Origin of the sequence: Azohydromonas lata (genome assembly GCF_034427735.1) — a bacterium.
Taxonomy (GTDB): Bacteria; Pseudomonadota; Gammaproteobacteria; order Burkholderiales; family Burkholderiaceae_C; genus Azohydromonas; species Azohydromonas lata.
In genome coordinates this window covers 1-25,043 of record NZ_JAXOJX010000057.1, presented here as the reverse complement: position 1 = coordinate 25,043, position 25,043 = coordinate 1, and the positions used below count along the sequence as shown (strand labels likewise).

Sequence of the window (25,043 nt, the reverse complement as noted above, 5' to 3'; positions counted from 1 at the left end):
ATGGCTTCCAAAGGAACCCGGCGCATGGCGCCGCCCCGCCCGCACCTGCTGGCCCTGGCCGCGGCGCTGGCCTTGTTGGGCGGCGCGCCGCGCGCGCAGACGGCGGCTCCTCCCGCCGGCGCACCGGCCTCGCTGCCACCGGCGGGCGATGGGCGGGATGCGGCCGATGCCGCCGACACCACGTTGCCCGCCGTGCGCGCCACGGCACGCTCCGAACGCGAAACCGCCACCTCGCCGGTGCGCGGCTACCAGGCCCGCCGCGCCGCCACCGCCACCAAGACCGACACGCTGCTGGCCGAGACGCCGCAGTCGGTGACGGTGGTCACCCGCGAACTCCTCACCGACCAGGGCGCCACCAACGTGCAGGACGCGCTCAACTACGCCGCCGGCGTGCGCTCCGACGCCTACGGGCTGGACTCACGCACGGACTCCGTGCGCATCCGCGGCGGCGATCCCGTGGAATACCTGGACGGCCTGCGCAAGAACTTCGACTACTACACCAGCAACGCCCGCACCGAGCCCTACACGCTGGAGCGCATTGAGGTGCTGCGCGGCCCTGCCTCCATGCTCTTTGGGCAGGGCGGCACGGGCGGCGTGGTCAACATGGTGAGCAAGCGGCCGCAGGCCGAGGCGCAGGGCGAGGTCGGCTTGCAATTGGGCAGCTGGAACCGGCGCCAGCTCCAGGCCGACCTGACGGGGCCCCTCACCGCCGGCGGCCAGTGGCTCTACCGCCTGGTGGCCGTGGCGCGCGAGGCCGGCACGCAGGTAGACCACGTGCGCGACGACCGCCGCGTGCTCGCCCCCTCGCTCACCTGGCGCCCAAGTGCCGCCACGTCGCTGACGCTGCAGGCCCTGGCGCAGTCGGACCGCAGCGGCTCCACGTCGCAGTTCTTCCCGTGGTCGGGCGTGCTCACGGCCAACCCCAACGGCCGGCTGCCCACGAGCCGCTTCATCGGCGAGCCCGGCTGGGACCGCTACGACACCGACCGCCGCAGCCTGGGCTGGCTGCTGGAGCACCGTTTCGACAACGGCTGGACGCTGCGCCAGAACGCGCGCTGGACGCGCAACGACGTGGATTACCGCTCCACCTACGCCGACTCCTTCAGCCTGCCCGGCGACTGGGGCGCCGACCCGATGGGCAAGCGGGTGCTGGAGCGCTATGCCTATGCCGAAGACAACCGCACGCGGCTGCTGACGCTGGATCAGCACCTGCAAGGCCGCAGCGACGCCGTCGGCGTGCGCCACGACTGGCTCCTGGGCCTGGACCTGGCGCGCTACCGCAAGCGCGGCGAAGTGGGCTCCGCGGCCGGCGGCCTCATGGACGCCTACGCCCCCGTGTACGGCAATTTCACGCCGCCGGCGCTCAGCCCGGCGGCGCCCTCCACCCAGCGGCAGGCGGGCCTGTACCTGCAGGACCAGATGCGGCTGGGAACGCACTGGCAGCTCACCGCCGGGCTGCGCCACGACGAGGCGCGCAACGAGACGCAGGGCGCCGGCACCGAGGCCAGCCGCGCCAACAGCAAGCGGCTGGCGCTGATGTACCTGGCCGACGGCGGCTGGTCGCCCTACCTGAGCTACAGCGAGTCCTTCCGCCCCGTGGCCAACCAGGGCAACCAGCGCTTCAAGCCGCTGCGCGGCAAGCAGTGGGAGGCCGGCGTGAAGGGCGACCTGGACGGCGGCCGCACCGTCCTCAACGCCGCCGTGTACGACCTGCGCGAAGTGAACCAGTTGCGCCAGGACCCGACCACCAGCCTGTATGCGCAGCTCGACGAAACGCGGGCGCGCGGCGTGGAGCTGGAGCTGAAAACCTCGCCCGCGCGGGCCCTGGACCTGGTGGCGAACTACACCTACACGGACTTGGAGGCGCCGCTGGAGGCCGTGCCCGCGCACCAGCTCTCGGCCTGGGGGCGCTGGCGTTTCGCGTTGGGCGGGCTGCCCGGTTTTTCACTGGGCGCGGGCGTGCGGCATCTGAGCGCATTCCACGACGGCGCGGGGCCCACGGTGCCGTCCGTGACGCTGCTGGACGCCCTGCTGGCGTGGGAGGGCGCGCACTGGCGCGCGGCCCTGAACGTCAGCAACCTGACGGACAAAACTTACGTCGCCACCTGCCTGGGCCGGGGCGACTGCTGGTGGGGTACACGGCGCAATGCCGTGGCGTCGGTGAGTTACCGCTGGTGAGGGGCAAGGCCGGGCGGCGTTGGACGCCCGGCCGGGGACAGCGGGGGCTGCGTCGGCCTTCGTCGGCATCGCGAGAGGCCTGGCAGGCCCTCGCAGTGTTCCCCAACAGCACGGCGCGGCGCCGCCGTCCCGCGCGCCTACTCCACGCGCAGCGGCGCCGACAGCTCCAGCGTGCGGTGCGCGACGCGGTCGGTCACGCGCGCGAGCACGCGCAGTTGCGCGCCGCGCTGCGCGGGCGTGGTGCGCAGCGTGAGCGCGGCGCTGCCCAGGGAGAAGTTGGGCGTGGCCGGGGGCTGCGTCCACAGCGAGCCGCTGCCCAGGGCCTGGCGCGAGCCGTCGGCCGCCAGCAGCGCGAACTCCACGGCCACGTTGCAGCGGCCGGCGGCGTCGGGGGCGCAGCCGCTGAGGATGACCACCGCGCCCACGCCGGCGCCCGCGGCCACGCGGTCGGTGGCCTGCAGGTCCGGCTGCGTGCCGGCGGCGGCGGCCGCGGCCCAAGCGCGGCGCAGGGCGGGCTCATCCGGCGTGAGCAGCAGGTGGGCGGTGAAGGCGGCGTTGGCGCGCAGCGAGTCGCCGGGCACGGCCGGCGCGTCGGCCGGTGCGGCCAGGGGGCCGCGCACGGTGGTGGCGGCCACGAAGAGCGCGGCCGCAGCCAGGCCCAGCGCCAGCGCGCCCAAGCGCAAGGGGGAGCGGGCTTCTTCTTTTGGGCGGGTCGTGGGCGTGTGCATGGCGCCATCCTCCTAGTCAGCGCGGAGCTTGCAGCAAGCGCCGGTGCCACTGCGTCTTCGTGGGGGTGGGATTTCCTCCTGGGTGGGCCTGGGGGTGCGGGGCGGGGCCTGTCCTGCCTGGGCCCGTCGTTCAGGCGGGCGTGCGCAGGCCCAGGCGGAACGCCGTCTGCGCCACTGCCCCGGCGCCCACCAGCACCAGCGCGGCGGCCACGCCGTGGTCCGTGCCCAGGCCGGCCAGGGCGCTGCACAGCGCGCCGATGGCCATTTGCGTGAAGCCGTAGAGCCCGGCGGCCGAGCCGGTGAGGCGCGGGTCCACGCTCAGCGCCCGCGTGGAGACGGCCGGGCTGGTGAGGCCCGCGCCCGCGGCGTGCACGCCCATCACCGCGGCCACGGCCCAGGCCGGCGGCTGCGCCAGGGCCAGGGCCGCCAGCAGCGCCAGCGCGCAGGCGAGGCTGAGCGTGGCGCCGCAGCGCATGAGGCCGAGCGGCGCCACGCGCGGCGCCAGTCGTGACGCGGCGAAATTGCCCAGCGACATGCCCACCACCGGCGCCATCAGGTACAGCCCCACCTCGTGCAGCGGGCGGTGCAGCCGCTCCACGAAGATGAAGGGCGCGGCGGCCACGAAGGCGTAGAAGGCCGTCGTCGAACAGCCCCCGCCCAACGCGCAGGCGACGAAGTCGCGCGAGCGCAGCAGCACGCGCGCGTCAGCCAGCAGGGAGCCGCGCCGGGGCTGCGCGGCCACGGCCGGGCGCGTCTCCGGCAGGCGCAGCGCCACGGCGGCCAGCGCCACCGCGCCCAGGGCCACGAAGCAGGCGCACACCCAGCGCCAGCCCGCGTGCAACACCACTACGGCGCCGAGCAGCGGCGCCACGCCCGGGCCTATGAGCGTGATGAGGCCCAGCGTGGCCAGGCGCTGCAGGGTCTGCTGCGCGTCGGAGGTGTCGCGGACGATGGCGCGCGCCAGCAACAGCCCCGCGCAGCCGCCCAGCGCCTGCAGCAGCCGACCGGCCAGCAGCGTGTGCACGTTGGGCGCGGCCAGGCACAGCGCTGCCGCGGCGGTGTAGAGCGACAGCCCGGCCAGCAGCGTTGGCCGGCGCCCCCAGCGGTCGGACAGCGGGCCGTAGACGAGCTGGCCCAGCGCCAGGCCCAGGATGTAGAGGCTGATGCTCAGTTGCGCCGCCGCCGTGGTGGCGTGCAGCTCGCGCGCCACCAGCGGCAGCGCGGGGACGAACATGTGCATGGCCAGCGTGCCGCTGAAGGTGACCAGCACCAGCAGCCACAGCGGCGGGGCGACGCGGTTTGCAGGGAACTTCATGGGGTGGTGGCCGCTCGGGGGCGCGGCCGGCGCTGCGGTTGAACGGAAGAAGGCCAAGCGCGGTGCGCGGCTCAGGGCGTGGCGGTGTCGGCGGGCGTCGCCTGGCCGGCCTCGTGGGCGAGGGCGGTGTCCAGCGCGGCGAGCACGCGCAGCGTGGCGTGGAGGTCGGCCGGCTCCACGTCGCCCAGAAGGCGGCGGCGCAGCAGGACGAGGGCGTCTTCCAGTTGCTGGGCGATGTCCAGCCCGGCGGCGGTGAGGCGCAGCCGCTTGGCGCGGCGGTCGGCGGGGTCGTCCTCGCGCTGGACGAGCCCGGCGGCCACGAGCTGGTCCATGAGGCGCACGAGCGAGGAGGGCTCGATTTCCAGCGCCTCGGCCACGGCGCCGGGGCGTGCGCCCTCGGGGGCGCGGTGGATCACGACCACGGCCCAAGCGGTGGCGTGCGACAGGCCGAACTGCGCCGCCACCCGGTCCGCCGCCGCACGGTAGCCGCGCGACAGCCGCAGCAGGCCCCGGGTGAGCTGGCGCAGGGGATCATCGATTGTTTGCATGCTAAATAATAGCTTGCGTAGGAAAGGCCTGAAGGGCAGGCAGGCTTGGGATGCGGGGGGCGGCAATACAGCGCGTGTGGACTGGGATGTTCTAAAACACCCAACAGGCAAACGGATTTTCAGGACGGTTCTTTGGAAAAACCGCCTGTGTTGTGTGTGCAATATTTTAATGAAACCGCTTGGCTTTGTCAGAATTCGTGTTGTCTATTTCAATTCTACGAATTGCCCGCTTCTGGTGAGTTGATACTTCCGGTTGTGCCCGGAAGTGCTGCACATATATTCTTCGCTAAAGTCGCAGCCGTCGTTAAGTTGATCAATTACTTTGTTGTTTTTGATTGATATGTAAGCGGTGCTGGTGACGTCGCGGGATTCCGTACGTTCGAGGTCGTCTACACGTGCGAGAATTACGTCGCCTAATGGCGGGAATACAACAAAGAGAGGATGAAGCCCATTTGATACAGGGTTGTTGTAATCATCTGTCCCGTTTCTGCCGCCTGAGGAAAAATAATTATGGCTTCCTATGGCTTTACTGACGGAATCCTTGCTCTCTTTGGAGGCGATGTATGGGAAGAATGAAGGTGAACAGCTTATTGTAAGTTGAGGAATGCCTCTTCTTTTGGGTAAATTGCCCGCGCAATGCTCCATATAGTCAGCGCTCTTGAACGGAAGTGGAGTGGCCTTCAAGTTTTGAGGAAGTATGGATTGAGGGTTGGGTGCTGTGGCAGTTGATCGAGATGTTGACCTTGTAAAAACGTTAAGGATTGGTCCGCCAGTGATAATTATTAGTTTTTCATTTGCGAAAATTATGTCATTTCCCAAATGATTGCAAATATTGGATTGATTTATATGATAGTACGTTGTCATTTTATTTGGTTCAAATCCAAAGTGTTTCATAAAAAATCGATTAATATCTTCTTCTCTTTCGCCCGACTTCAGCAAGAGTTGGAATGGAAGATCTGCTCTGTAAACTTCCTTATAAATCTTTGCCTTGCAGGTGGGTGATATAGAGATGGTTTCGTTGCTTATTTGTATTGTTGATGTTTGAGTTCGTGCAGGCTTGGTGGTTAAATTTTCGTAGTCCAGAACTTCGTAAATATTCCACATCCCGTCCAAAGTTTCCGCTGAGCACGTGCTGACGCAGACCGCGGTAAGTCCAGAAATCAGCGCATATTTGGTGGCTTTCATGGTTTTAGTGTGTGGTGTTATAAAAATTGTTGCGAAATAACTTCATCTCGCCGTTACGTCGAGCGATTAATCCTGGGGTGCTGTTGTTTGTTATATCGGCAAACTCATCGCAGCAGCCGTTGTAATCCTTTGTGTTAAGTTTTGACAGCAGTATTGGGCATTTTTTGAATGAACCAATATTGAAAATTAAGCTTGCCAAGGCATCGTATTCGTGCTGAAAAAGCGGCACTTGAATTTTTGATTTGATAATGGTTTGTGTTTTCTCTATGTCCTCAAGAAATAATTTTTCTGCCTCAATTTGAGTAATTTCTAAATTATATTTTCTTGAGTTTTCTCTCGTATTCAGGGTTTCGCATTTTTGAAAATCAATCACTCGGCCCCAACCGATCGTGCAATACCCTCTGGAGTCGTTGTAGGCCTGAAGTTTGCATTGTTCCCAAGCTTTAATAAAATAAATTCCCTTCTGTGATACTGAAAGAGTGGAAATATCAAGTCGCTTTTCAATTCCACTTTCGGACGCTGCCTGTGTCGATGCAAAAGGGCGTTTGATTGCGTCAATGCCGCTGCAGCAGAGTAAAGCCAATCGATTTTCTCTTTGAGCGATGTCCAGCATTGAGTCACCATCAGCCGAAGATTGTGTTGTGGCGTAATAGCGGGATGCTTTGTATTGTTGTTCATATTGTCGAACATCCACATGTACCCAACTGGTGGCTCCATCTTTTGCTGACTCCAAGGAGAGCTTGTTGCTCTCCGTCCAGCCAAGTTGAGCGCCCAGATATTTAATGAATATTTTGGATCGTATGGTTTCAATATCATGTTCGGCGCACCTTGTAGTTGTTTCTTTTTTGTTGAATTGTATGTCAAGTGCGTTTCCCATGTGGTTTGTTGTTGTGCGAGCATGCAATGCATTGTCGTGCCAGCATCGATATCCAGAAGATATTTTGAGAAATTTATACCCGGGGCATTTACTGGTTGATTCTAAGTAAAAAATGGCGGCGCGTAGTGCCCATAGAAGAGCACGATGAATCCCTGGGTACTCTGTTCCTTCAATATATTTTGTTTTTTCCTTGTTTGAGAATATTTTTGCTTCGGATGAGTCAGTAAATTCGTGACCAAAGCCACTGCAATGGTTGCATCGACATTTCATGGTTGCTATGTCAATTGGAAATTGAATTCGGAGCGCATCAATTGCTGCTAAAGTGAGTCCGCACACTTTGCCTGTCGCGACTGTGCCCATGTAATCCGTTTGAAATTGCATGACTGCTGCTTTGGTTTTGTTTGTGAATATATTTAAAGGAATTGAATCAGATGCGGTTCCGCCAAATCCGGTTAAACGAATGTTGATCTCTTCCACCAGCGGACCTTTGTCTCCCACCTTGATGCAAGCCCCAGGACAGGTCAAGCTGGCCGTTGTCTTGGGTGACCCGTTTTCTCCACGAGATTGTGTAGTTTGAGTGTCCGCTGCAGTGGGATTTTTGTTTTCTTCAGGATTTGGAGACTTTTGGATCGGGACAGGTTTTTCTTCTTTTGGTGGAGTTGGCGGCGTGCTGGAAATGGGAGGATGCCGGCTTTCCGGCTGAGATTGTGGTTTTGTCTTTGCCGGGGACGGCGCCGTTTTGCTTGCCGTGCCTGCTTGTTCTAGCACAGGCAGCTTCAAGATTTGACCGGGATGTATGATCGTCTCGACCTCCATATTGTTGAGTGCAGCTATTTCCTTCGCAGTTGTCCCGTTGCAGCGAGCAATGGCGCCCAGCGTGTCGCCGGCCCGGACGATATACGTTTTGCGCCGGTAGCTTCCCGAATTCCCCTCGTTCGGCTCCAGTGGCATCTTTTCTTTGACTTTCCCGCTGACCAGGATGACGGAGAATATCTCTGTCCAAGGCGTTACCTCGCGTATGCACTTCATGTCCTTGGTTGTGAAGCGCTCGACGTTGATGGAAAGTGGCGCACCTATCCTGGAAAGAAATTCCTTGATTCTTCCATCCTGATCCGTCTCGCCTTGCAATATCGTCTTTTTTCCCTGCTTGACCTGGTACTTGAGCTTGCCGATGGCGCGGCCAGTGGGGTCCACCAACTTGATGCGCACCTTGCTGTTTTCAAAGTCTTCATCAATGAGCGGTCGGTTCATGGTGGGTCCGTGTGGTATTGATGGTTTCAACGGCCCTCGCTTGAGCGAAAAGAGTCCGCATCGTCGTGGTCAAAAATCAAGTCCCACTGCGGTTTGGTCTGGCCGGCCAGGATTTCCAGTTCTGCCGATTTTTCGGAATAAAGCTGAGGCGATCGGCCATGTTCGTCCAGCGAGCCTTCAACGAAATGGCCGCTGTCCAGCCGCGCGGCGTAGCGCACGTCCTTGAATTCGTGTTTCACGAAATATTCGTAGAGGTCCAGCCGGCCACTGAATTTGTTCGGGAAAACCAAGCCACTGGCCGGCAGCTTGACGGCAGGCAGTTGAGCGGCTGCCGGCCCCCTAAAATCCTTCAACCCAGCCCGTAATTTCACCGCCCCCGGCGCAATTACCTCGATAGCGCCCTTGCCAAGTTTCAAGGCCGCCCCCGCCGCCGCCAGCAGCACGCCCAGCGGCGAACCAATTTCCACGTTTCCTTGCGTGCTCGCCACTTCCACCTGCCCGCTGGCCGCCAGCCGCGCCGCGCCGGTGTTGGCGCTGGCGTGCACGCTGCCCGTGGCGGCGTGCATGGCGATGCCGATTTCCGGGTTCGGCCGCTGGTCATCCGCCGCGCGGCCGAAGGTGTAGAGCACCACGCCGCTGCGCGCGGCCAGCACATGGTTGCCGCCGGCCAGCAGGTGCATGTCCTGCCCGGTGACGACGCTGGACGTCTCGGCCGCGCTGAACACCGCCGCCGCCGGAGTGAACACGCCTACGCCCGCGGGCGCCGCCAAGACCAGTTCCGGCCGCCGCCATGCGGCCACCGTACCCAGGCCGCCGGGCGACTCGCCCTTTGCGGCGCCCCAGGCACCGCCGCTGTCGCGCGTGGCTGCCAGGCTCTCGGCCAGCGCCTTCAGCGCCCGCGCCACGGGCAGCGGCTTTCCGGGTGACTCGTCCGCCAGCTTCGCGCCGTGCGCCTGGGCCGATTCGGCGAGCTTTTCCAGCTTCTCCTGTGCGCGCCGGAGGTCGTCCAGCGGGGCGCGCACGTCCATCTGCTGGCCGTGGCCCGTGCTGTCCGGCGTGGCGTGGGCGCTGATCAACAAGCCGGAGCCCGCGCGCAGCGCGCCGTGGGCCTCGCTGTCCAGCGACAGGCCTTGGCCGCGCGGGGCCAGGCGCTCATTGCCCTGCTGGTGCAGCAGGGCGCCCAACTGCAGCCGCGTCGCCGCGCGGCTGGTGGCCAGCTCCACGCGGCCCGCGCCCGCGCTGTCGTCCATCACGAGCTGGGTCCAGCCGCCCAAGCCGGTGGCGCTTTCGTCCAGGGACTGGCTGCGGTGGCCCGCCAGTACCGCCCCGTGCGCGTGGCCCTGGTGCGGGCCGTTGCGCGCGGCGCCGGGGAACCACGGCGGCGCGCAGGCCGATGTGCCGGTGACGCCGCTGTGCACCTCGTTGCCCGCGGCGTCGCGCTGCCCCCGGCCGTTGTAGAGCGCGCCCAGCACCACGGGGCGCTCCACGTCGCCGCCGACGAAGGCCACCAGCACTTCATGCCCCACCCGCGGCAGGAACAGCGCGCCATGGTTGAAGCCGGCGTGCGACTGGCCCACGCGCACCCAGGTGGAGCTGGCGGCCGTGCCCGGCGCGTTGTCCTGGCCGCCGGGGTGCGGCAAGCGATGGCTGCCCCGGCTGCCGCGCTGCCAGTGGAACTGCACGCGCACGCGGGCGTCGCGGTCGGTGAAGACGGGGCCGCCGTCGCCCGTCACCAGCGCGCTCTGCACGCCGGCTGCCGTGGGCACGCGGTTCAGGCGCACGTCCGGCGGCGTGAGGCTGTGCAGCGGGCAGGGGGCGGTGAGAAGCGCCGTGTCGTGGCCGGCCAGCGACGGCAACGGGTCCGGCGCGGGGGCCAGGCCGATGAAGCCGCCGGCGGGCGCGGCCGGCCCGGCGTCGGACAGCCGCACCGGCCGTGCCAGCGGCTGCGCCAGCAGGGAGGCTTCGTGCAGCGGCGCTTCCTCCTCGTCGGCTTCGGCGGCGGGGGGCGGCGCGAACCACGCGTCCAGCGAGGGAAAGCGCGCGCGGCGGTCGGCGTGGACGTTGTTGCGGGCCCGATGCTGCGCGGCCAGGACGACGAAGCCGTCGCGCTGCGCGTCGCTGCCGTCGTGGCGCGGGTGGTCGGCCAAGGTGAAGCACGTGCCCGCCTGCGCGCGCCGCCAGGGCCCGCGCCCGTGCGAGAGGGCGCGTGCGGCGCGCAGCGCCTGGGCCTGGCGCGCGCAGACGCGCTGGCCTTGCGCGGCGTCCTCCCAGGCATAGGGGCCGGGCGTGTCGGCGAGCGTCAATCCCGGCAGCGACGGCGCGCCCGTGGCCGCGCGCACCGGGCGGGCGTCCAGGCTGCGGTAGTCGCGGCTGCGCTGGTGCAGGGCGGACGCGGCCACGCCCGCGCCGTCGCGCCAGCGCGTGAGGCTGTCTTCGGGGAAGGGCTGGCCGCTTTGCGTGAAGCGCACGCGCGGCTGCACGTTGGGCGTGAAGGCGCCGTTGTGGTCCGCGATCACCAGCGTGTGCCGGCCCAGCGTGAGGGCCGATGCGTCGCCCGCGTGCTCCCACCAGCAAAACAGGCCCTCCTCGCGCATCAGGCGCTGGATGAAATCCAGGTCGCTCTGGCCGTGCTGCACGCACAGGCTGCGGCGCGGGTAGGCGTGCGGGTCCTGCAGATTCCAGCGCCAGGCCGGGGCGAGCTCGCCGCCGTCCAGCCGGCGCGTGAAGACGGCCTCCAGCACCTGGGGCACGCTCATGTCCTGGAAGGCCCACGCGTCGCTGCGGTGCGCGAGCAGCGCCAGCCAGGGCTCCAGCACCAGGCGGTAAAGGGTGAATCCGCCGTCGCAGCCCAGGCGCGAGGCGGCCACGACGTGGGCATGCCAGGGGTGTGGGTTGGGCGCGCCGTCCTGGCACAGCAGCTCCGCCAGGGCGGGGCGGCCCAGCAACTCGTCCACGGGCAGGGCGGCGTCGGGGGACAGCGCGTGCACCACCACGCGCAGCCCGGCGCGGGCCGGGCCCAGGCGGGCGTCCAGCGCCCAGGGCTGCAGGCCGTCGCTCCAGTCGCCGGCGGGCGTGTCGCCCAGCGCGGGACCGTTGCGCGGGCCCACGCATTCCCAGACTTCCAGGTCCTCGGCCACCAGGGCGTCGGCGCCCAATGGCGTGTGCAGGCGAACGAGCCGCGTGGCCTGGGTGAAGCCGCCCAATGGGGTACTGCCGCTGGCTTTCAGTCGCACGTCCGGTCTCCCCCGCGTGGCGATGACTGCTGCTTGCAACCGTGCCCAACCCGGCAAAGCCGACTTCCATTCCTGGCAAGGCCCCTGGCCCGCAAGTTTGGGGGATCAGTTGTTACTGGGTATTGCGGCGATCCCTGAGCCGGCTGCTGCAGCCCTGCGGCGGCGCCGGCTGTCGCGCCGAGGAGACAATCCGCGGGTGATCAAGACCGACTCCTTCATTTCCCCGGCCGCCGCGCTGCCCGCGGCCGAGCTCGCCACCCTGGACAACGGCGTGCGCGTCGTCACCGTGCCGCTGCCGCACCTGCGCAGCGCCAGCGTGGCGGTGTTCGTCCGCACCGGCTCGCGCAACGAGAGCGCGAAGCTCAACGGCATCTCGCATTTCCTGGAGCACATGGCCTTCAAGGGCACGGCCACGCGCGACGTGCAGGCGATCAACCTGGACGCCGAGCGCATCGGCGCCGACATGAATGCCTACACGTCCAAGGACACCACCGTTTACTACCTCAACGGTTTAGGCCGCGACGCGCCGCGCATGCTGGCCATGCTGGCCGACGTGGTGCTGCAGAGCACCTTCCCCGAGGACGAGATCGCGCGCGAGCGCGACGTGCTGCTGCAGGAGCTCGTCGAGTACGAGGAGGACCCGCAGTCGGTCGTGTCGCAACTGCTGGACGTGGCCGCCTACGGCAAGCAGCCGCTGGCGTGGCCCATCATCGGCACGCGCCGGCACATCGAGCGCATCACGCGCGAGGACCTCGTGGACTACGTGGGCCGGCACTACACGGGCGCCAATCTCGTCGTGGCCGCCGGGGGCGCCGTGAACGCGGCCGAGATGCAGGCGCTGGCCGAAGAGCTCTTCGGCCACGTGCCGCGCGGCGAGGCGGCGCCGGTTGAAACCGTGGCGCACGTGGGCGGGCTGCAGTCGCGCCGCCGCGCGGGCATCTCGCAGGTCTACAGCTCCATTGGGCTGCCGCTGCCCACCATGAAGGACGGCCACCAGGCCGGCGTGCTGGCCGCCACGCTGTTTGGCGGCGGCATGAGCGCCCCGCTGGTGGACCAGGTGCGCGAGCGCCTGGGCCTGGCCTACCACGTGGCCAGCGAGGCCGAGACCAGCGACGTGCACGGGCTGCTGATCGTGGACGCCATCACCCAGCCGGACAAGCTGATGGAGTACCTGCGCACCGTGGGCCGGCTGCTCAAGGCGCAGGCCGCGGGCGTGGACGCGCTGCAACTGGAGCGCGCGCGCAACCAGCTGCTGGTGCAGGCCGTGCACAAGCAGGAGCGGCCCTTCAGCGCGATAGAGGCCGCTGCCGAGCAGCTTTTCGTCCACGGCCGGCTCATCGGGGCGGACGAGGCGGTGGCGCAGATCGAGGCCGTGACGGCCGAGCAGGTGCGCGCGGTGTTCGAGACCATGCTGCGCGCCGCGCCGGCCATTGGGCTGGCCAGCCGGGCGAAGGTGGGGGAGGTGATGGAGGCGCTACAGGAGGGGCTGGGCTGAGCCAAGGCGTTTCGCACCCCACCTCGTCATTCCCGCCTTCGCGGGAATAACGACTCGGGGGCGCTGTGGGTTTGTCTCCAGCAATCGGCCACGGTGCGTGCGCGGCGCAACCAAGCCGCGCGGCGACGGCCGCTGCGACAGATGTCGCGGCCCGCGACGGCTGCCGTGCAACACCTGTCGCGGCCGCCGAGTCCGTGTTTTCCCCGGTGCCTTGCCCTGTCGCACGGGGGCGGCGCGCGTGCCGGGCGGCTTGGCATGGAAGCTGCGGAAACGGCTCCGGCGGCCACTGATCGATGCCGCTCGCGATCCCAGTGACGAACGACGATTTCCAGGAGACGACCGTGAACAACACAAACCTTGGCGCGCTGCGCTGCAAGCACATGGGGGCGCTGGCCGCCCTGGGTCTGGTGATGGCCGTGGGGACGGCCCAGGGCGCGGGCAGCGGCCCCGGCTTCGACGACCCCGACAACTGGCCGCAGTACCACCGCAGCTCCAACGCCTGGCGCTTCAGCCCGCTGCAGCAGATCGACAAGCGCAACGTCGGCAAGCTGCACGTGGCCTGGATCCACCAGCCCGGCACCATCACCCACGGCCTGCAGGCCACGCCCATCGTGGTGGACGGGGTGCTCTACTCCATCGCTGCCGACAACAACGTCTTCGCGCTGGACGCGGCCAGCGGCCAGGTGCTGTGGCGCTACACGCCCAAGCTGGACCCCATCGTCAAGGAGGTGTTCTACGGCTCGGCCAGCCGCGGCGTGACCGTGGGCCGCGGCAAGGTGTTCATCGGCTCGCTGGACGGGCGCTTCATCGCGCTGGACCAGAAGACGGGCAAGCAGCTGTGGTCCACGCAACTGTCGGACATGAAGAACGAGTACGGCGCGCTGTTCTCCTCGCCGCCGCAGCTCGCGGGCAACATCCTCTTCGGCGGCACCACGGGCGGCGACCAGCCCACCATAGGCAAGATCTACGCGGTCAACGCCGACACCGGCGAGCGCGCCTGGACCTTCGAGGTGCCGCGCGACGACCCCAAGAGCTGGCCCGGCGACAGCCGCAAGAAGGGCGGCGGCTCGGCCTGGCTGCCCGGCACCTACGACCCCGCCACCGACACCATCTACATCGGCACCAGCAACGCCGCGCCCGACTTCAACCGCGACGACCGCTTGGGCGACAACCTCTACACCGCCACGCTGCTGGCGCTGGAGCCCAAGACCGGCAAGGTGAAGTGGCACCGCCAGGAAGTGCCCAACGACACCTGGGACTTCGACGCCGCCTACGAGGCGCTGCTGGTGCCCGACGGCAAGGGCGGGCAGTCGCTGGTGCACCTGAACAAGAACGGCTTCGTGTACGTGATGAACCCCAGCGATGGTTCCATACGCAACGTCTGGCAGTACACCGAGAACATGAACTGGGCCAAGGGCGTGGACCCCAAGACCGGCCTGCCCATAGACCCCGTGTACCCGGAGACCTCCAAGCAGAAGCTGCACTGCCCCAACCTGCTGGGTGCCCGCAGCTGGAACCACGGCGCCTACAACCCCAACACCAAGCTGTGGTACTCGCACGGCATGGAGGTGTGCAACACCGTCACCAGCGCCAAGCAGGGCGAGGTGCCGGCGGTGGGCATGCTGTCGCTGGGCCTGTCGGAGATCACGCTGACCAACCCGCCGGGCAAGAAGGCCGACGGCTGGCTGGGCGCCTTCGACCCGCTCACGGGCAAGCAGGCGTGGAAGGTGCGGTTTGACATGCCGCCGCTGAGCTCGGCGCTGGCCACCGCGGGCGGGCTGGTGTTCACGGGCGACATGCACGGCCAGCTCTACGCCTTCGACGCCGACAACGGCAAGCAGTTGTGGAGCTTCAACGCCGGCTCCGGCGCGCGCGGCGGCCCCATCAGCTACGCCGTCAAGGGCAAGCAGTACATCGTGATCCCGACGGGCCTGGGCTCGCACGCTCCGGGCTTCCTCACCGGCGCCTTCCCGCAGATACGCGACCTGCCCGGCGGCGCCGCGCTCATCGCCTTCACGGTGGACTGACGCGCGCTGCGGGCTTCCATCACCGAGCGCATGCCGGCGGCGCCTTTGGTGCCGCCGTTGGGGAGGGCGGCCGGGTTCCTGGCGGCTGCCCTCCGTCTTTTTTTCTGACGCGCGAGCATCACCATGACCCGAAAACCGCTTGCTTCCCGTGTTTCCCGTGCCTCGCAGGCCCGCCTGGGCTGGGCGCTGCTGTGCCTGGGCGCGCTGGCCGCGCCGACCGCGCGTGCGGCCGAGCCGCCCTTCGCGCTCACCGACCCGGCGCGCATAGAAGCCGGCAAGACGCGCTTTGGCGCCACCTGCGCCGCCTACTGCCACGGCAGCGAAGGCGTGGGCGGGCGCGCGCCCAGCTTCAAGGGCCGCAGCGACTTCGTGCCCGCCGCCGCCTTCCAGACCATCACCGAGGGCCGGCGCGGCGCCGACATCATGCCGCCCTGGGGCAAGGCGTTCACGCCGGAGCAGATCTGGGAGCTGGTGTCCTACCTGAACTGGCTGTCCACGCAACCGGCGCCCTAGCCACACCCCGGGGCCGCGGCAGGGCCCAAAGGCCGTGCGCGCGGCTCACGCCGCCACGCGAAACGCCTGCACCGCGCGCACCAGTGTGCCAGCGCGCCGCTTCAAGGCCTCGCAGGCCGCGGCCGTCTGCTCCACCAGGGCGGCGTTTTGCTGGGTGGCGGCGTCGATGTGCGCCACGGCCTCGTTGATCTGGGCGATGCAGCCGGACTGCTCCTGGGCCGTGCTGCAGATGTGGTCGGCCAGCGAGGCCACGCGCTGCACCGAGCCGACCACCTCGCCCAGCGTGCCGCCGGCCTCGCGCACCCGGTGCACGCCCGCCTCGACCTGGGCGGAGGCGGCGTTGATGAGCTCGTGGATTTCCTTGGCGGCCACCGCGCTGCGCTGGGCCAGCGCCTGCACCTCGGAGGCCACCACCGCGAAGCCGCGACCCTGCTCGCCCGCGCGCGCCGATTCCACCGCTGCGTTGAGCGCCAGGATGTTGGTCTGGAAGGCAATGCCTTCGATGGTGCCGATGATGTCGGCCATCGTCTTGACGATGTTGTCCACCGAGGCGCCGCCGCGGGCAAGCCGGCCGCCGCCGGCACGGCCGCACTGCCCAGGACCAGCGCCGACAGGCCCAGCGCCATGCGCTGCGTCAGGCCCAGGCGGTGCAGCCGCGCCGGCAGGTCGCGCCAGCCCACTCGGCGCACCGCCCCCGCATGCAGCTTGATGCTTGGGCGGCCCGCCGCCTGCTCGGCCGCCAGCCGGGCGTAGAGCTGCCCGGCCTCCTGCACCTGCTGGCGCGTGGGCTTGAGCCGCACGGACATGTAGCCCGCGGGCTTGCCGCCCTCCAGCACCGGGGTGGCGTTGGCCGGCACCCAGTGGTGGTCGCCGTTCTTGCGGCGGTTCTTCACCACGCCGCTCCAGGGCCGCCCGCGGCCTATGGTGGCCCACATGTCGGCAAAGGCCAGCGGCGGCATGTCGGGGTGGCGCACCAGGCTGTGCGGCCGGCCTATGAGCTCGTCGTACTCGTAGCCGCGGACCTTCACGAAGGCGTGGTTGCAATGGGTGATGCGCTCCCGGGGCTCAGCACGGCAGCGGCGCCTGTGCGGCGGCCTGCGCCAGCCGCTGCGAGAAGCTGCAGGCCGACAGCGCGGGCGCCGTCGGCGCCGCGCTCGCGCAGTCCGCGAGGTTGGCCACCGCGTCCACGCTGTACTGCTTGTCGCTGCCCAGGCGCGCCTCGAAGGCGTTGGCCCGGTGCACGAGCAGCGCCAGGTCGGCTTCCACCAGCACGCAGGCGTGGGCCAGGACGACGTGCTCGGTGGCGCTGATCCGCTTCCAGTACTGCGCCGTGCCCACGGCCTTGCGGCCGTCCAGCGCGAGGTTGAAGCGGCCGTCGCAAAACGACCCTTCCACGGCTTGTGCCCGCGCCTGCACGCCGAAGCCGTCGAAGGCGTGCTGCAGCAGCGCGCACAGGCCCAGGTAGACGGGCTCCATGGCATCGGACAGGCGCGCGGGGGTGCGCCAGGCCAGGCTCAGGTTGACCATGCCCGGCCCCTGCGGCACCAGCCCGCCGCCGGAGCGGCGCACGGCCACCGGCCAGCCCTCGGCCGCCGAGCGCTCGCACAGGGCCTCGAAACGCTCGAAGCGCCGGTAGGTGGGCGGCACCACCAGCGCGGGGTGGCATTCCCACACCGCGGCGAAGGCGCCGCCCTCGGCGGCCTGGTCCAGCAGCCGCTGCTCCAGGGCGAGGTCGTCCTGCGTGCCGGCGGTGGGCAGCAGCGCGAAGCCGGGCCGAGGCGGCCCGCCGGCCGCCTCGGGAAGGGCCGTGCCTTCAGCCGCCCACATGCCGGCGCAGCAGCCGGTTGACGTCGCTGGCGCGCTCCATCTGCACCATGTGGCCCGCGCCTTCGAAGCGCTCCACCGTGGCGCCCGGGGGCGCGTGCTGCGCATGGGCGGCGGGGACGATGCGGTCTTCCGTCCCCCACACCACCAGCACCGGTTTGCCGGTCGAGCCCAGCTCCAGCCCCGGCCGCGCCGCCTGGCGCCCGTCCGGGAACAGGCCCCGGCTCAGCGACAGCAGCAGCGGCTCCACGCCATCGAGCCGCTTGTACTTGAGCACGTCGTCCACCATCTGCCGGCTCACCAGCGCCGGGTCGTTGAAGAGCTGCTCCAGCACGGGTTTGAGCTCGCGCCGCGAGGCGGCCGTGGCGAAGCCTTCGGTGTAGCCGTGGTTGAGGTCCTCGCCCAGGCCGGCCGGTGCAATCAAGGCGACCGAGGCCACGCGTGCCGGGTGCGCCAGCGCCAGTTGCGCGGCGACGGCGCCGCCCATGGAGTGGCCCACGGCGTGCACCTGGGGCACGTCCACCGCGTCCAGGAAGCGGGCGGTGAAGTCCGCCAGCGCGGCCAGGCTGGTGCCCGGCAGCTTGGCGTCGGACTGGCCGTGGCCGGGCAGGTCCAGCGCGATGACGGGCGCGACCTCGCCCACGGCGTCGATGTTGAACAGCCAGTTGTCCAGGTCGCCGCCGTAGCCGTGGATGAACAGCACGGGCGTGCCGCCGGCAGCACCCCGGCGTGCGTAGCGCACGCGGATGCCGTCCACCGTCGTCCAGGCATAGGCGGGCGCGGCGTCGTCCGCGTCCTCCCCGTCGGCCGAGGGCGTCTCATACGCGGCGACATAGGCGTCGATGTCCGCGTCCGACACCTCGGCCGGCGCCATCACGCCCAGCAGCGCCTTGACCGGCAGCAGCTCGCCGGCCTGCGCCACCTTGCGGCGCAGCACGCCGGGGTCCGGCGCCTCCACCGCGTTGGCGATCTTGTCGGTCTCCACCTCCAGGATGGGCTTGCCGACGGTGATCTCGTCGCCTTCCTCCACCAGCCAGGACATGACGGTGCCTTCCTTCATCGACAGGCCCCACTTGGGCATGACGATGGGAGTGATGCCAGCAGCAGCCATCAGCGCTTACCTCCTTTGAGCGTGCGACGCACGGCGTCGGCGATTTGAGCGGCGCTGGGGATGTAGAGGTCCTCCAGCGTGGGTGAGAAGGGAACGGGAACGTGCGGGGGCGAGACCAGCTCGATGGGCCCCTTGAGCGCGCCGAAGGCCTGCATGGCGACCTGTGCGGCGATGTCGGTGGCGATGTTGCAGCGCGGGCTGGCCTCGTCCACGCACACCAGGCGCCCGGTGCGCTCCACGCTCTCCAGCACGGTGTCCATGTCCAGCGGCGAGAGGGTGCGCAGGTCGATGACCTCGGCTTCCACGCCTTCCTTGGCCAGCGCCGCGGCGGCTTCCAGCGAGCGGTGCACCATGAGGCCGTAGGTCACGATGGAGACGTGCTCGCCCTCGCGCACCACGTTGGCCTCGCCGAACGGGATGGCGTAGGAGGCTTCCGGCACCTCGCCTTCGAGCGCGTACAGGTTCTTGTGCTCGCAGAAGATGACCGGGTCGTTGTCGCGTATGGACTGGATCAGCAGGCCCTTGGTGTCATAGGGCGTGCTCGGGCACACGACCTTCAGGCCCGGGATGTGCGTGAACACCGGCGTGAGCATCTGCGAGTGCTGCGCCGCGGCGCGGAAGCCCGCGCCCACCATGGCGCGGATCACGACGGGCGTCTCGGCCTTGCCGCCGAACATGTACTTGAACTTCGCCGCCTGGTTGAAGATCTGGTCGAAGCACACGCCCATGAAGTCGATGAACATGAGCTCGGCTATTGGCCGCATGCCGCAGGAGGCCGCGCCAATCGCGGCGCCCACGTAGGCGCTCTCGGACAGCGGCGTGTCTAGCAGCCGGTCGCCGTACTTGGCGTAGAGGCCCTTGGTGACGCCGAGCACGCCGCCCCAGGCGTCCATCTCGCCCTCGGCGCCGGCGCCGCCGACGATGTCCTCGCCCAACATGATGACCGACGGGTCGCGGGCCATTTCCTGGTCTATGGCCTCGTTGACGGCCTGCTTGAGTGAAATCTTCCTGGCCATGTCCTGTCTCCTGGCTGGATGGCTGAAATTGATGCTTGTGATGTGAAGGCGCGCGCCGTGCTCAGTACTTGACGTACACGTCGGTGAGCAGGTCGGCGGCGGTGGGCAGCGGCGCGGCCTTGGCCTGGCGCACGGCGTCCTCGATCAGGCCCAGCACCTCGTGGTCCACGGCCTGTAGCTCGTCGGCGGTGAGGATGCCGGCGCCCGTGACCTCGGCCGCGAACTTGCGCAGGCAGTCGCGGTTGTTGCGGATGTCATCGAGCTCGCCCGGGGCGCGGTAGGTCTGGGCGTCGCCCTCGAAGTGGCCGTAGAAGCGCACCATCTTGCATTCGAGCAGGGCGGGGCCGCCGCCTTCGCGGGCGCGCTTGATGATCTCGCCGGCGGCCTCGTGCACGGCGAAGAAGTCGGTGCCGTCCACGGTGACGCCGGGCATGCCGAAGCCGCTGGCGCGGTCCACGTAGCTGTCCACGGCCGTGCCGTAGTCGCGCGAGGTGGACTCGGCGTAGCCATTGTTCTCGATCACGAAGAGCGCCGGCAGGTTCCACACCGCCGCGAGGTTCAGGCTCTCCAGGAAGGTGCCCTGGTTGGAGGCGCCGTCGCCCACGAAGCAGATGGCCACTTCGCCGCTCTTGCGGTACTTGGCCGCCAGCGCCGCGCCGCACACCAGCGGCGCGCCCGCGCCGAGGATGCCGTTGGCGCCCATCATCCCCTTGGAGAGGTCGGCGATGTGCATGGAGCCGCCCTTGCCGTTGCAGGCGCCGCCCTTGCGTCCGTAGATCTCCTTCATCATCGCCACCACGTCCACGCCCTTGGCGATGCAGTGGCCGTGGCCGCGGTGGGTGCTGGCGATGCGGTCGCCGTCGCCCAGGTGGCTCATGATGCCCACCGCCGTGGCTTCTTCGCCGGCGTAAAGGTGCACGAAGCCGGGAATGTCGCCGCGGCCGAAGTCCACGTGCAGCCGCTCTTCGAACTCTCGGATGGTGCGCATGGTCCGGTAGCACTGCAGCAGCGCCTGCCGCTCCAGCGGGAAGGGGTTCACAGCCATGGTTCTTGCCTCCTGTGGAAGGTTGCTTAGGAAACGGTGTGCAGCAGCCCCTGCCGCGCCGCGAAGTGCAGGCTGCGGGGGATGTCCACCGTGGGGAAGGCGTTCACGCGCAGCGTCAGCCGCACGCGCTCGCCGGAATCGAAGGGGAGCTCGCGTTCGCCGTCCAGGGCCACGATGCCGCCGGCGTGGCGCACCTCGAAGGGCTCGTCCGGCGGCATGGCCGTCCAGCTGGAGATGGGCACGTCCAGCAGCATCCCCGGCGCGATGGGCGCGCGCAGGTCCAGCCGCTTGGCGTGTCCGTCGCTGGCGAGCTGCACGGCCAGGCCGCGCGGCTCGCGCCGGTCCACGGGCATGAGCAGCCCGCCGATGGCCGACAGGCCGATGGCCGTGGGGTCGGCGAAGGTGAGATAGGCCGCGGTGAGCTGGTCGGTCTTCCACACGGCGCGCGCGCCGATGCAGCGCTCGGTGGAGATGACGGCGTCCACCAGCGCGATGTCGCGGCGGCTGCCGTTGGGTCCGTCGATGCTGACCTCCAGCAGCTTGTTCCAGGCCAGCGCGTGCTCGGCCGGGATGCGGCCCGTGGCGTGCAGCGCCACGGCCATGGCCACCAGCGTGGGTTCGCGCAGCTCGGGGAAGGCGTTGTTGGTGCCGGTGGACAGGCCCGCGATGGGCACGTCCGCCACCTCGCGCACCACGGCGCGGTGCGTGCCGTCGCCGCCCAGCACGATGAGGGCGCGCACGCCGCGCCGGCGCATGAGCCGCGCGGCGGTGAAGGTGTCTTCCACCGTGGACGTCACGTCCATGTCCAGGAACTCGACGGCGGGGAAGAGGTCCGCGTCCGGCCGCTCGCGCTGCAGGTGACGGTTGAGCAGCGCACGAATGCCGGCCTTGTCGGGCATCACCAGCACGCGGCCCACGCCCAGCGACTTCAGGGTGCTCATGAGCCGCAGCACGATGCTCACGCGCTCGGCGATCTGCAGGTTGCTGGCATTGGCGATCACGCGCCGGATGTCGCGGGCCGACACCGGGTTGGCAATGATCCCCACGCACACCTCATCGCTGTTCTGACTGGACCGCATCGACATTCGCCTGGACTCCGCAACACTGGCGGAGGGCTTAACTGCAAGGCCTATGCCATGTCCGGAAAACGGCCTGCCGGCGGGCGAAAACGGCCCATGGCGCCCTCGGCGGCGGGCGTGTCGCCGGGGCGGGGCGGCCGTGTGTCGCAGGGGAGGGCGGCGCATGCGACACCTGTCGCATGGCGCTGCGACACCCGTGAGCCGTGCGTCGCAAGGGACTGCGTTCAAGTCGGGGTTATTGCTGTTTTCAGCCCGGCCCGCGCTGGCCATGATTCCAGCCCGGCGCCAGCCGCCATGCGGGCTTTACACGGCCCCGTGCACCAGCAGCACGACCGCAACGCAACGATCAGCGAAGCGGCCGGCACGAGGAGACAAGAACATGGCCGATGCCTTGATGACCCGCCACATCGACAACGTGATCGCCGTTGGCACGGGCGCCACGCGCGAACGCGCCGCGGCGGATTCGCTGTTCCACAAATCCTGGACGCGCTGCATGACGCAGCACGGGCTGGACCCGACGCGGCCCACGCCGGCGCGCATCCTGCCCTCCGCGGCGGTGCGCGAGCACCGCCAGCGCATGGAAGGCTTTCTTCGCGTGGCCCGCGCCGGCATGGAGGACATGTTCCACCGCGTCGCGGACCTGGGCTACATGCTGCTGCTCACCGACGCCGACGGCATCGCCGTGGACTACATCGGCAACCCCGCCACCGAGCCGCAGCTCAAGCGCGCGGGCCTGTACGTGGGCGCGGACTGGAACGAGGCGCACGCGGGCACCTGCGGCGTGGGCACCTGCCTGATGGAGCGCACCACCATCACCTGCCACCGCGAGGAGCACTTCGACGCCACGCACATCGGCCTGACCTGCACCTCCTCGCCGCTGTACGCGCCGGACGGGGCGCTGCTGGGCGTGCTGGACGTCTCGGCCCTGTCCTCGCCGTCGGGGCGCGACAGCCAGCACCTGGTGTGGCACCTCACGACCATGTACGCGCAGATGATCGAGGACGCCAATTTCCTGCGCGCCTTCGGCGACCGCTGGATCCTGCGCCTGGGGCGCGTGCGCGGGCTGGTGGAGGTCTCCGGCGAGCTGATGCTGGCCTTCGACGAGGACGGCCTCATCGTCGGCGCCAACACCGGCGCGCGGCGGCAGTTCTGGCAGACGCTGGGCGGCGACCGCGACGCCGGCGGCCTGGTCGGCACGCCGCTGACCGATCTGCTGGACATCAGCCCCTCGGCGCTGTGGAGCCTGGCGCGCGGCCATGCCGCGCCGGAGGTGGCCACGCGCTTCCCGCACCACGGCCAGCGCTACTTCCCCAGCGTCGTGCCGCCGCGCACCCGCGCGGGCTCGGTGCTGCGCATGCCGCCGCCGGCCACCGTGATGGCCGAGGCGGCGCCGCCCCGCAGCGCGCTGCAGCGCCTGGCCGGGGACGACCCGGCCATGCAGCAGCTCATCCACCAGGCCGGCCGCCTGGTGGACAGCGGCGTGACGCTGCTCGTCCAGGGCGAGACCGGTGCGGGCAAGGAGGTGCTGGCCAAGGCGCTGCACGAGCACAGCAGCCGCGCGCGCAAACCGTTCGTGGCGGTGAACTGCGCCTCCATCCCTGAGTCGCTGATCGAGAGTGAGCTGTTCGGCTACACGCCGGGCAGCTTCACCGGCGGGCGCAGCAAGGGCATGAAGGGGCTGATCGCGCAGTCCGACGGCGGCACGCTGTTCCTGGACGAAATCGGCGACATGCCGCTGCACCTGCAGACGCGCTTCCTGCGCGTGCTGTCGGAGTCGGAAGTGCTGCCCCTGGGCGCGGACAAGCCCGTGCCGGTGACGCTCAACGTCATCGCCGCCACGCACCGCGACCTGCGCGGCGCCATCGAGCGCGGCAGCTTCCGCGAGGACTTGTACTACCGGCTGAGCGGCGCCGTGCTGCGGCTGCCGCCGCTGCGCGAGCGCCGCGACGTGCGCTACCTGGTCGAAACGGTGTTCGCCGAGGAGGCGCAGCGCCTGCACTTCGCCGGCGCCAGCCTCACGGACGCGGCGCTGCGCCTGCTGCTGGCCCACCGCTGGCCGGGCAACGTGCGCGAGCTGCGCAACGCGCTGCGCTATGCGCTGGCGCTGGCGGGCGGGCAGCCGGTCACGCCCGCGGAGCTGCCGGCCGAGATTGCCCAGGGTGCGGCGCAGGCCCTGCCGGTGCCAGCGGCACCCGTGGCGCCGGTGGGCTTGCCGGTCCCCTTCGGCGCGACGGCCGCCTTGCCGGCGCCCGCTGGCGAGGCGGCGCCGCAGGCCGACGCCCTGGCCGACGACGCCCACGCCCGCGAGCTGCTGCAGGTGCTGCGCCGGCACAAGTGGAGCATCACCGCCAGCGCGCAGGCCTTGAACGTGTGCCGCGCCACCATCTACCGGCAGATGAAGCGCTACGGCATCACGCCGCCCAACCAGCTCTGAGCCCCCCGCGTCTCCCCCACGCGAGTGACACCGTCCGGCCGGGCCCTGCGCCCGGCCGGCGCCGTTTTGCGGCACACGCCTTGTGCGACGCCCGGCGTCTCCCCCGTGCGAGCCAGCTCCTTGTGAAGATGGCAAACATATTGCGATCCCACACAATGTTTTTCAGCTTGCCAACGTTTCGTGTCGGAGTTTGAAAATAAATTCCGGTGCCATAAACGAAGGCTTGCAGCGTATTTGCCATTTTCGATTGGGGGACGATATGCAATGTGTCAGCGAGTCCTCCTGGATTCCAAGAGCGGTGGAAATCCAGGAAGTGAAAATCGAATGCCTGGTTTCGCGTCGAATTCTGCTGGTGGACGACCATGAATTGATTCGCTGCGGCTTGCGCTCGCTGTATGCGGAAATCGACGGCGTGCCGGTCGCCTGGCTGGAGGCGGCGTCGCTGGAGGAGGCGCTGGAGGTGTACGCCCGCCACGAGCCGGTGGACGCCGTGCTGCTGGACCTCAACCTCCACGACAGCAAGGGGCTGCAGGGCCTGCGCCGCTTCGTGCAGTGCCATCCCGAGGCGCGCGTGGCGGTGTTCAGCGGCACGCAGGACGAGTTCGTGGTCCGCCAGGCGCGCGCGCTGGGCGCGGTGGCCTACCTGCACAAGGGCGCGGTGATGCAAGACATGCGCCGCACCCTGGGTGCGCTGCTGCAAACCCGCTCCGACAAACGCGAGGGGGCGGTTTGCGCGGCGGGCGCACTGTTCCCGAAATTCACCGGCTCCACGCTTTATGAGCGGGTTTCCGAGCTGGGGCCCCGGCATCTGGAAATTCTGGAGCTGGTTTTGTCCGGTTGCGCGAACCAGGAAATCAGCCAGTGCATGTCGTTGTCCCTGGGGACGGTCAAAAATTATGTTTCGGCGCTGTTGCTGGCGCTGGACGTGAAATCCCGGTCGCATTTGATCAGCCTGTTTCGCTGAGGCGCGGCATGGGTCCGCTGCGTGGTGTGACGGTGGTGTCGCGGGCTGCTTCCGGCGCACCGGCCATGCCGCCGCCCGGCGGCGTGCCCGCGCCGCCGGGCGGGCGCGGCGTGTACGTGGCCGTGAACGGCCATGGCACGCCGGACGAGGCGCCGCGCCAGCCCTGGCCGGAGCGTCGCACGCGGCAGCGGCGGCTGTACGACCTGGCGGTGGCCGACAT

General features: G+C 68.5%; 19 protein-coding genes and 1 pseudogene. 7 read left to right on the top strand and 13 right to left on the bottom strand.

Annotated features, from left to right (window positions below; translation table 11 throughout):
- Positions 1 to 2,178, top strand: coding sequence for a TonB-dependent siderophore receptor (locus tag SM757_RS26125; protein ID WP_322467634.1), 2,178 nt, complete (start codon positions 1 to 3; stop codon positions 2,176 to 2,178).
- 137 nt (positions 2,179 to 2,315) lie between these two features.
- On the opposite strand, the gene SM757_RS26120 is transcribed toward SM757_RS26125, so the two are convergent.
- From SM757_RS26120 to SM757_RS26095, 6 genes are all read right to left on the bottom strand, one after another.
- Positions 2,316 to 2,906, bottom strand: a complete 591-nt coding sequence (locus SM757_RS26120; RefSeq protein WP_322467633.1) for a hypothetical protein — start codon at positions 2,904 to 2,906, stop codon at positions 2,316 to 2,318.
- 130 nt (positions 2,907 to 3,036) lie between these two features.
- On the bottom strand, positions 3,037 to 4,221 hold the full coding sequence (locus SM757_RS26115; protein WP_322467632.1) for a multidrug effflux MFS transporter: 1,185 nt from the start codon (positions 4,219 to 4,221) through the stop codon (positions 3,037 to 3,039).
- A gap of 71 nt (positions 4,222 to 4,292) precedes the next feature.
- The gene (locus SM757_RS26110; RefSeq protein WP_322467631.1) at positions 4,293 to 4,769 is read right to left on the bottom strand and encodes a MarR family winged helix-turn-helix transcriptional regulator; all 477 of its coding nucleotides are present in this window, start codon (positions 4,767 to 4,769) and stop codon (positions 4,293 to 4,295) included.
- Between the two features lie 204 nt (positions 4,770 to 4,973).
- Positions 4,974 to 5,954, bottom strand: coding sequence for a hypothetical protein (locus tag SM757_RS26105; protein ID WP_322467630.1), 981 nt, complete (start codon positions 5,952 to 5,954; stop codon positions 4,974 to 4,976).
- A gap of 4 nt (positions 5,955 to 5,958) precedes the next feature.
- Positions 5,959 to 8,082, bottom strand: a complete 2,124-nt coding sequence (locus SM757_RS26100) for a glycoside hydrolase family protein (RefSeq protein ID WP_322467629.1) — start codon at positions 8,080 to 8,082, stop codon at positions 5,959 to 5,961.
- Between the two features lie 26 nt (positions 8,083 to 8,108).
- Positions 8,109 to 11,315, bottom strand: a complete 3,207-nt coding sequence (locus SM757_RS26095; protein WP_322467628.1) for a type VI secretion system Vgr family protein — start codon at positions 11,313 to 11,315, stop codon at positions 8,109 to 8,111.
- 196 nt (positions 11,316 to 11,511) lie between these two features.
- Between SM757_RS26095 and SM757_RS26090 the strand changes: the two genes are divergently transcribed.
- The 3 genes from SM757_RS26090 (at position 11,512) to SM757_RS26080 (ending at position 15,350) form a co-directional block, all read left to right on the top strand.
- Positions 11,512 to 12,810, top strand: coding sequence for a M16 family metallopeptidase (locus SM757_RS26090; RefSeq protein WP_322467627.1), 1,299 nt, complete (start codon positions 11,512 to 11,514; stop codon positions 12,808 to 12,810).
- 341 nt (positions 12,811 to 13,151) lie between these two features.
- On the top strand, positions 13,152 to 14,837 hold the full coding sequence (locus tag SM757_RS26085) for a pyrroloquinoline quinone-dependent dehydrogenase (RefSeq protein ID WP_238455785.1): 1,686 nt from the start codon (positions 13,152 to 13,154) through the stop codon (positions 14,835 to 14,837).
- Positions 14,838 to 14,960: 123 nt separating this feature from the next.
- The gene (locus tag SM757_RS26080) at positions 14,961 to 15,350 is read left to right on the top strand and encodes a c-type cytochrome (protein ID WP_066336902.1); all 390 of its coding nucleotides are present in this window, start codon (positions 14,961 to 14,963) and stop codon (positions 15,348 to 15,350) included.
- A gap of 45 nt (positions 15,351 to 15,395) precedes the next feature.
- On the opposite strand, the gene SM757_RS26075 is transcribed toward SM757_RS26080, so the two are convergent.
- The 7 genes and pseudogenes from SM757_RS26075 to SM757_RS26045 form a co-directional block, all read right to left on the bottom strand.
- Positions 15,396 to 15,896, bottom strand: coding sequence for a methyl-accepting chemotaxis protein (locus SM757_RS26075; protein WP_322467626.1), 501 nt, complete (start codon positions 15,894 to 15,896; stop codon positions 15,396 to 15,398).
- Positions 15,897 to 16,207: 311 nt separating this feature from the next.
- A pseudogene (locus SM757_RS26070) lies at positions 16,208 to 16,378 on the bottom strand (PAS domain-containing protein); the annotation flags it as partial.
- 37 nt (positions 16,379 to 16,415) lie between these two features.
- Positions 16,416 to 17,177: a lipoyl protein ligase domain-containing protein gene (locus tag SM757_RS26065; RefSeq protein WP_322467625.1), complete on the bottom strand. Its 762-nt coding sequence runs from the start codon at positions 17,175 to 17,177 to the stop codon at positions 16,416 to 16,418.
- Positions 17,164 to 18,285 carry an acetoin dehydrogenase dihydrolipoyllysine-residue acetyltransferase subunit gene (locus tag SM757_RS26060; protein WP_066341865.1) on the bottom strand — a complete coding sequence of 374 codons (1,122 nt, stop codon included), beginning with the start codon at positions 18,283 to 18,285 and terminating at the stop codon, positions 17,164 to 17,166. The genes SM757_RS26065 and SM757_RS26060 overlap by 14 nt, the downstream gene beginning before the upstream one ends.
- Positions 18,285 to 19,301: an alpha-ketoacid dehydrogenase subunit beta gene (locus SM757_RS26055; RefSeq protein ID WP_066341863.1), complete on the bottom strand. Its 1,017-nt coding sequence runs from the start codon at positions 19,299 to 19,301 to the stop codon at positions 18,285 to 18,287. The genes SM757_RS26060 and SM757_RS26055 overlap by 1 nt, the downstream gene beginning before the upstream one ends.
- Positions 19,302 to 19,362: 61 nt before the next feature.
- Positions 19,363 to 20,346 carry a thiamine pyrophosphate-dependent dehydrogenase E1 component subunit alpha gene (locus tag SM757_RS26050; protein WP_066341861.1) on the bottom strand — a complete coding sequence of 328 codons (984 nt, stop codon included), beginning with the start codon at positions 20,344 to 20,346 and terminating at the stop codon, positions 19,363 to 19,365.
- Between the two features lie 26 nt (positions 20,347 to 20,372).
- Positions 20,373 to 21,425 carry an ATP-NAD kinase family protein gene (locus tag SM757_RS26045; RefSeq protein ID WP_322467624.1) on the bottom strand — a complete coding sequence of 351 codons (1,053 nt, stop codon included), beginning with the start codon at positions 21,423 to 21,425 and terminating at the stop codon, positions 20,373 to 20,375.
- A 379-nt stretch (positions 21,426 to 21,804) separates the two neighbouring features.
- Here SM757_RS26045 and SM757_RS26040 point away from each other — a divergent pair, with 379 nt between their 5' ends.
- The 3 genes from SM757_RS26040 to SM757_RS26030 all read left to right on the top strand — a co-directional run.
- The gene (locus tag SM757_RS26040; RefSeq protein ID WP_322467623.1) at positions 21,805 to 23,859 is read left to right on the top strand and encodes a sigma-54-dependent Fis family transcriptional regulator; all 2,055 of its coding nucleotides are present in this window, start codon (positions 21,805 to 21,807) and stop codon (positions 23,857 to 23,859) included.
- A 223-nt stretch (positions 23,860 to 24,082) separates the two neighbouring features.
- On the top strand, positions 24,083 to 24,823 hold the full coding sequence (locus SM757_RS26035) for a response regulator transcription factor (RefSeq protein WP_322467622.1): 741 nt from the start codon (positions 24,083 to 24,085) through the stop codon (positions 24,821 to 24,823).
- Between the two features lie 8 nt (positions 24,824 to 24,831).
- On the top strand, positions 24,832 to 25,043 hold a 212-nt coding region (locus SM757_RS26030), incomplete at its 3' end, for a hypothetical protein (RefSeq protein ID WP_322467621.1).

Excerpts from the sequence above, each read along its gene's own strand:
- SM757_RS26060 (WP_066341865.1), bottom strand. The coding sequence starts at position 18,285 with ATGGCTGCTGCTGGCATCACTCCCATCGTCATGCCCAAGTGGGGCCTG.
- SM757_RS26055 (WP_066341863.1), bottom strand. The coding sequence starts at position 19,301 with ATGGCCAGGAAGATTTCACTCAAGCAGGCCGTCAACGAGGCCATAGAC.
- SM757_RS26065 (WP_322467625.1), bottom strand. The coding sequence starts at position 17,177 with ATGTGGGCGGCTGAAGGCACGGCCCTTCCCGAGGCGGCCGGCGGGCCG.
- SM757_RS26045 (WP_322467624.1), bottom strand. The coding sequence starts at position 21,425 with ATGCGGTCCAGTCAGAACAGCGATGAGGTGTGCGTGGGGATCATTGCC.
- SM757_RS26115 (WP_322467632.1), bottom strand. The coding sequence starts at position 4,221 with ATGAAGTTCCCTGCAAACCGCGTCGCCCCGCCGCTGTGGCTGCTGGTG.
- SM757_RS26120 (WP_322467633.1), bottom strand. The coding sequence starts at position 2,906 with ATGCACACGCCCACGACCCGCCCAAAAGAAGAAGCCCGCTCCCCCTTG.
- SM757_RS26105 (WP_322467630.1), bottom strand. The coding sequence starts at position 5,954 with ATGAAAGCCACCAAATATGCGCTGATTTCTGGACTTACCGCGGTCTGC.
- SM757_RS26100 (WP_322467629.1), bottom strand. The coding sequence starts at position 8,082 with ATGAACCGACCGCTCATTGATGAAGACTTTGAAAACAGCAAGGTGCGC.
- SM757_RS26040 (WP_322467623.1), top strand. The coding sequence starts at position 21,805 with ATGGCCGATGCCTTGATGACCCGCCACATCGACAACGTGATCGCCGTT.
- SM757_RS26125 (WP_322467634.1), top strand. The coding sequence starts at position 1 with ATGGCTTCCAAAGGAACCCGGCGCATGGCGCCGCCCCGCCCGCACCTG.
- SM757_RS26050 (WP_066341861.1), bottom strand. The coding sequence starts at position 20,346 with ATGGCTGTGAACCCCTTCCCGCTGGAGCGGCAGGCGCTGCTGCAGTGC.
- SM757_RS26110 (WP_322467631.1), bottom strand. The coding sequence starts at position 4,769 with ATGCAAACAATCGATGATCCCCTGCGCCAGCTCACCCGGGGCCTGCTG.
- SM757_RS26080 (WP_066336902.1), top strand. The coding sequence starts at position 14,961 with ATGACCCGAAAACCGCTTGCTTCCCGTGTTTCCCGTGCCTCGCAGGCC.